This window comes from Streptomyces sp. MnatMP-M17, from assembly GCF_900091995.1.
Taxonomy (GTDB): domain Bacteria; phylum Actinomycetota; class Actinomycetes; order Streptomycetales; family Streptomycetaceae; genus Streptomyces.
On sequence record NZ_FMDK01000617.1, the window covers coordinates 1 to 5929 of the forward strand.

Consider the following 5929-nt stretch of genomic DNA (forward strand, 5'->3'; position numbering starts at 1 on the left):
CACTACGCGCGTGGGCCCGCACCCCAGGACAGGGGTGCGGGCCCACGCGCGTAGTGCAGGCAGGCCGACAGGCCGACAGGCCGACAGGAAGGGTCAGCCGGCCAGAATGGCGCGGGCCAGCCCGGCCGTCTCGGTCGGCGTCTTGCCGACGCGCACGCCCGCGGCCTCCAGGGCCTCCTTCTTCGCCTGCGCCGTGCCGGAGGAGCCGGAGACGATGGCACCGGCGTGGCCCATGGTCTTGCCCTCGGGCGCGGTGAAGCCCGCGACATAGCCGACGACCGGCTTGGTGACGTTCTTGGCGATGAAGTCGGCCGCACGCTCCTCGGCGTCGCCGCCGATCTCACCGATCATCACGATCAGATCGGTGTCGGGGTCGGCCTCGAACGCGGCGAGCGCGTCGATGTGGGTCGTACCGATCACCGGGTCGCCACCGATGCCGACGGCCGACGAGAAGCCGATGTCCCGCAGCTCGTACATCATCTGGTAGGTCAGCGTGCCCGACTTGGACACCAGACCGATACGGCCGGGCTTGGTGATGTCGCCCGGGATGATGCCGGCGTTGGACTGACCGGGAGTGATCAGACCGGGACAGTTCGGACCGATGATGCGGGTCTTGTTGCCCTTGCTGCCCGCGTACGCCCAGAAGGCGGCGGAGTCATGGACCGCGATGCCCTCGGTGATCACGACGGCCAGACCGATCTCGGCGTCGATCGCCTCGACGACGGCGGCCTTGGCGAAGGCCGGCGGCACGAAGACGACGGACACATCGGCGCCGGTCTTCTCGATGGCCTCGGCCACGGAGCCGAAGACGGGTACGGACGTGCCGTCGAAGTCGACGGACGTACCGGCCTTACGCGGGTTCACACCGCCGACGATGTTGGTGCCGTCGGCGAGCATGAGCCTGGTGTGCTTCATGCCGGTGGCGCCGGTCATCCCCTGGACGATGACCTTGCTTTCCTTGGTGAGGAAGATAGCCATGGTGTTGGAGTTCCTGGTCCTTATGTCGGGTCGGAGACGCGCGTAGGTCAGCGTGCCGCGGCGAGCTCGGCGGCCTTGTCGGCCGCGCCGTCCATGGTGTCCACGCGCTGCACGAGCGGGTGGTTGGCGTCGGACAGGATCTTGCGACCCAGCTCCGCGTTGTTGCCGTCGAGCCGCACGACCAGCGGCTTCGTGACGTCCTCGCCCTTGGACCTGAGCAGCTCCAGGGCCTGGACGATGCCGTTGGCGACCTCGTCGCACGCCGTGATGCCACCGAAGACATTGACGAACACGGACTTGACGTCCGGGTCGCCGAGGATGATCTCCAGCCCGTTCGCCATGACCTCGGCGGAGGCGCCGCCGCCGATGTCGAGGAAGTTGGCGGGCTTCACACCGCTGTGCGCCTCACCGGCGTACGCGACGACGTCCAGGGTCGACATGACCAGACCGGCGCCGTTGCCGATGATGCCGACCTCGCCGTCGAGCTTGACGTAGTTGAGGTTCTTGGCCTTGGCGGCGGCTTCCAGCGGATTGGCGGCGGCCTTGTCCTCAAGGGCCGCGTGCTCGGGCTGGCGGAAGTCGGCGTTCTCGTCGAGCGAGACCTTGCCGTCCAGAGCGATGATCTTGTTGTCGCCGGACTTGATCAGCGGGTTGACCTCGACAAGGAGCGCGTCCTCTTCGATGAAGACGGTCCACAGCTTCTGGAGCACATCGGCGACCTGGTCGGCGATCTCGGCCGGGAACTTCGCGGCGGCGACGATCTCGGCGGCCTTCTCGGGCGTACAGCCCTCGTTGGCGTCGACCGGGACCTTGGCGAGCGCGTCGGGGTTCTCCTCCGCGACGACCTCGATCTCCACGCCGCCCTCGACGGAGGCCATGGCGAGGAAGGTGCGGTTGGTGCGGTCCAGCAGGAAGGAGACGTAGTACTCCTCCGCGATGTCGGCCGTCTCGGCCAGCATCACCTGGTGGACCGTGTGGCCCTTGATGTCCATGCCCAGAATCTGGCCGGCCTTCTCGACGGCGTCCGCCGGGTCGGAGGCCAGCTTCACGCCGCCCGCCTTGCCGCGGCCACCGACCTTGACCTGCGCCTTGACAACGGCCTTGCCGCCGAGACGCTCGGTCACCTCGCGAGCCGCGTCAGGCGTAGTGATGACTTCACCGGCCAGCACCGGTACACCGTGCTTGGCGAAGAGGTCCCTCGCCTGGTACTCGAACAGGTCCACGCGTGTCCGTCCCTTTGTCTTTTAAACCGCAGCCTGGTGATCGCGGGTTCGTTGTCTGCGTGGGCGTGCCGCGAAGGGCAACGTGACTGCGCTGTCACTGAGGGAGGCGTACTCGCTGTCCGGTACGCGGCATGTCCGCCTCGCAGGTTATCCCCGAGGGCCTTGGGTCCCTAAATCACAGATCACACCTGAGCGGTGATACCTGTCACATGAGTCCCGAACCCGGCAGATCGCTGTCCGGTACGGGTATCGGGCGCTTCTCGATCGCCGCCGCCATCACCTCCGGAAAGAGGTCCGGCGTACAGGCGAACGCCGGTGCGTCCAGGGCCGCGAGGGCCGCGGCATGCTCCCGATCGTACGCCGGGGCTCCCTCGTCGGACAGCGCGAGCAGCGCCACGAACTGCACGCCCGAGGCCTTCATGGCCGCGACGCGCTTGAGCATCTCGTCGCGTATGCCGCCCTCGTAGAGATCGCTGATCAGGACGACCACGGTGTCGGCGGGCCGGGTGATCCGCGACTGGCAGTAGGCGAGCGCGCGGTTGATGTCCGTACCGCCGCCGAGCTGGGTGCCGAAGAGGACATCGACGGGATCGTCGAGCTGGTCCGTGAGATCCACGACGGCCGTGTCGAAGACGACGAGCCGGGTGGCGATCGAACGCATCGAGGCGAGGACCGCGCCGAAGACCGAGGCGTAGACGACGGACGCGGCCATCGAACCGGACTGGTCGATGCAGAGGACGACTTCCTTCTTCACGGACTGCGCGGCCCTGCCGTAGCCGATCAGCCGCTCCGGGACGACCGTGCCGTGTTCGGGGAGGTAGTTCTTGAGATTGGCCCGGATCGTACGGTCCCAGTCGATGTCCCGGTGGCGCGGCCGGCTGATCCGCGCGGACCGGTCGAGCGCTCCGGTCAGAGTGGCTCTGGTACGCGTGGCCAGCCGCTTCTCGATGTCCTGGACCACCTTGCGCACCACGGCGCGGGCGGTCTCCTTGGTCGTCTCGGGCATGGCCTTGTTGAGCGAGAGCAGGGTGCCGACGAGATGGACGTCCGCCTCGACCGCCTCCAGCATCTCCGGTTCGAGCAGCAGCGCGGAGAGACCGAGCCGGTCGATCGCGTCCCGCTGCATGACCTGGACGACGGAGCTCGGGAAGTACGTACGGATGTCGCCGAGCCAGCGCGCGACGGACGGCGCGGAGGCGCCGAGCCCGGCGGAGCGGCTGGCGCCGCTGCCGCGGTCCTTGCCCGCGCCGTAGAGGGCCGAGAGCGCGCCGTCCATCGCCGCGTCCTTGCCGGAGAGCGCGCGGCCCGTCCCGTCGGCGCTCTCGCCGCCGAGCACCAGGCGCCAGCGGCGCAGCCGCTCGTCCACCGCGCCGTCCTTGGGCGTCGCGTTTCCGGCCGTCGCGTTTCCGGCCGTCGTGTCCCCGATCGTCGCGTTCCCGGTCATCCCGTCGCCTCCGAGAGGTCGTGGTCATGGTCGTCGGTGAGGTCGAGGCCGGTGGCCTGGGCGGGCCCCAGCAGCAGGCGGAGCACCGGCAGTACGGCATCGGCCCGCGCCTCGTCGAGTCCTGGGCCGAAGCCGGGCGCGACGGCCCCGGGCCCGGACTCCACCGGCCCTCCGCCGGCGGGCCCGCGCCGGACCAGCTCGCCCAGCGTGCGGCGTACTCCCGGCTCGTACGCCGAGAAGGTGCGGCGCAGCAGCGGGAGCACATCGGTGAAGGAGTCGGCGGGCACTCCGGTCAGCCAGCCGTCGACCAGCCCGAGCAGCCGTTCGTCGTGGATCAGGAGCATGCCACCGCCCGACGCACCGCCGACGAAGCCCTCGATCCAGGCGGCGGCGTCGGCCGGTGGAGTGCCGGGCGACAGGGCGAGCCCCATGAACCGGGCGGCGTCGTCCTCGGCGAGCCGCCCGTCGTCCAGCAGCAGCCGGGCCGCCCGCCCTCTGATCACTCCCGCCACGGTGTCCCGCTCCGCGAGCTTGCGCAGGACGGCTGCCCAGCGCCCACCAAGATCCCGGCCGTCCGGAAGGAGACCGACCGCCGTGTGGACGCTGTCGAGGTGCCCTCGCATCTCGGCGGCGCCGTCCGCGTCGAGCCCGGCGCAGGCGGGCGGCAGACCCACGCAGATCCGCTCGGCGAGCCCGGCCGCCACATCTCCGAGCGCGGCCGTGTCCGTGGACCGTACGTCCCCGTACCGCAGCGAACGGGCGAGCGCGGGCAGCGCCTTGGCGAGCTGCCCGACATCGGCGTCCAGCGCGGCGCGGTCCGCCAGGGCGCGCATCACCACGGGCAGGGCGTCGGGCAGCTCGGCCAGCAGACAGCGCTCGGCCAGTGCCGTGACCTCGGCGAGCGATGTCGCGGACGCCGCCTGGGACTCGGCCCTGACGGTGGCGGCGGAGAGCACGGTGGTGCCCCATACGCCCGCCTCCGCGACCCGTACGTACAGCTCGGGCTCCCAGCGCAGCCGCCAGCTCTCCCGGAATGTGCCGGTGCTCCCTCGTCCCGCGGCCGGCTCGCCCCAGCCGATGCCCAGCAGCCGCAGCCGGTGCAGAAGCCTGCTGCGCGCCGTGTCCGTCTCCTTGCGCAGATCGAGCTCCAGCTCACGCTCCAGCGCCTCCGGCTTGAGCCGCAGCGAGCGCTGGAGCCGGGTGAGATCGCGCTGCAACGGCACGGCGGGCGCCGTGTCCGGGACCTCGCCGAGCACATCTCCGACGACGAGCCGGTCCTGGATGAGCCCGAGCGGGATGTCCGATCCCTCGCACATCACAGCCCGTACGGCGTCGATGGTCTCGGTGAGACCGGCCAGCGGGCGACCTCGCATCACGGCCAGGGTCCCGGCGAGCCGTACCGCCTCGATGACATGCGCGGAGGAGACGATCCGGTCCTCCTCCCGCAGCAGACCCGCGACCTTGGTGAGCCAGCGCTCCACGGGACGGTCGGGCACGGCGAAGAGATGTCCGTACCAGCCGGGAGAGTCGATACCCGCGCCGTAGCCGCTGTGCCGGGCGAGCCTGCGATGGGTCCAGGGCACCCAGGTCAGCTCGGTCCTCAGCTTGGGCAGGCCCTTCAGCAGCGCACGGTCGGCTGCGACGGTGGTCTTCTCCGCCAGCGCGGGCACATGCCAGGCACCGCAGACCACGGCGACGCCTCCGTCACCGAATTCCTTGCGGGCCGCGCGCAGTTGGATACGCATATGGGCCTCGCGGACGAGGTCACGCCGATGCCCGCCCGCGCCGTACTCCTCGCGCAGCGCGCCCATGGCCTCGGCGACCGCCTCGAACGGCGCGAAGGGATCGGCGGAGCGGCCAGGTCCCTGGTGCTCGACGACGTCCTCCCACCAGCGCTCCGGATCGTCGTATCCGGCGGCCTCGGCGAGAACGGCGAGCGGATCGATCCGCAGTCCGTCGGCGTCGGGTTGTCCGTCGGTGCCGGGCTCGTTCCCGTCGGATCCGTCCTCCGATCCGTCCTCCGTGGTCTGTGCCAGTGAGTGCGCCGCGGGCAGATCGATGAACCGCACCGGTACGTCATGGGCCAGCGCCCAGCGGATCGCGACCCACTCGGGCGAGAACTCGGCCAGCGGCCAGAACGCGGCCCGCCCGGGATCGTCCACCGCGTGCGCGAGCAGCGCGACCGGCGGTCGCATCGCCTCGTCCCCGGCGAGCGCCAGCAGCGCGTCGCCCTCGGGCGGCCCTTCGATCAGCACCACGCGCGGCGCCGCCGCGTCGAGCGCAC

General features: G+C 70.7%; 4 protein-coding genes. All 4 read right to left on the reverse strand.

From position 1 onward, the window contains the following. Positions 1-93: 93 nt before the first annotated feature. Complete coding sequence (gene sucD, locus GA0115259_RS26100) at positions 94-978, reverse strand: succinate--CoA ligase subunit alpha (RefSeq protein WP_066955018.1); 885 nt, start codon at positions 976-978, stop codon at positions 94-96. Positions 979-1025: 47 nt separating this feature from the next. Further along, positions 1026-2201, reverse strand: coding sequence for an ADP-forming succinate--CoA ligase subunit beta (gene sucC, locus GA0115259_RS26105; protein ID WP_093601554.1), 1176 nt, complete (start codon positions 2199-2201; stop codon positions 1026-1028). 205 nt (positions 2202-2406) lie between these two features. After that, positions 2407-3645 carry a VWA domain-containing protein gene (locus GA0115259_RS26110; RefSeq protein ID WP_237540507.1) on the reverse strand — a complete coding sequence of 413 codons (1239 nt, stop codon included), beginning with the start codon at positions 3643-3645 and terminating at the stop codon, positions 2407-2409. Further along, the coding region (locus GA0115259_RS26115; protein WP_093601558.1) for a DUF5682 family protein at positions 3642-5929 on the reverse strand (2288 nt) is incomplete at its 5' end. The genes GA0115259_RS26110 and GA0115259_RS26115, both read right to left, overlap by 4 nt.

What these genes read in the sequence shown, in the direction of transcription:
- GA0115259_RS26110 (WP_237540507.1), bottom strand. Translation starts at nt 3,645, where the DNA reads ATGACCGGGAACGCGACGATCGGGGACACGACGGCCGGAAACGCGACG.
- sucD (WP_066955018.1), bottom strand. Translation starts at nt 978, where the DNA reads ATGGCTATCTTCCTCACCAAGGAAAGCAAGGTCATCGTCCAGGGGATG.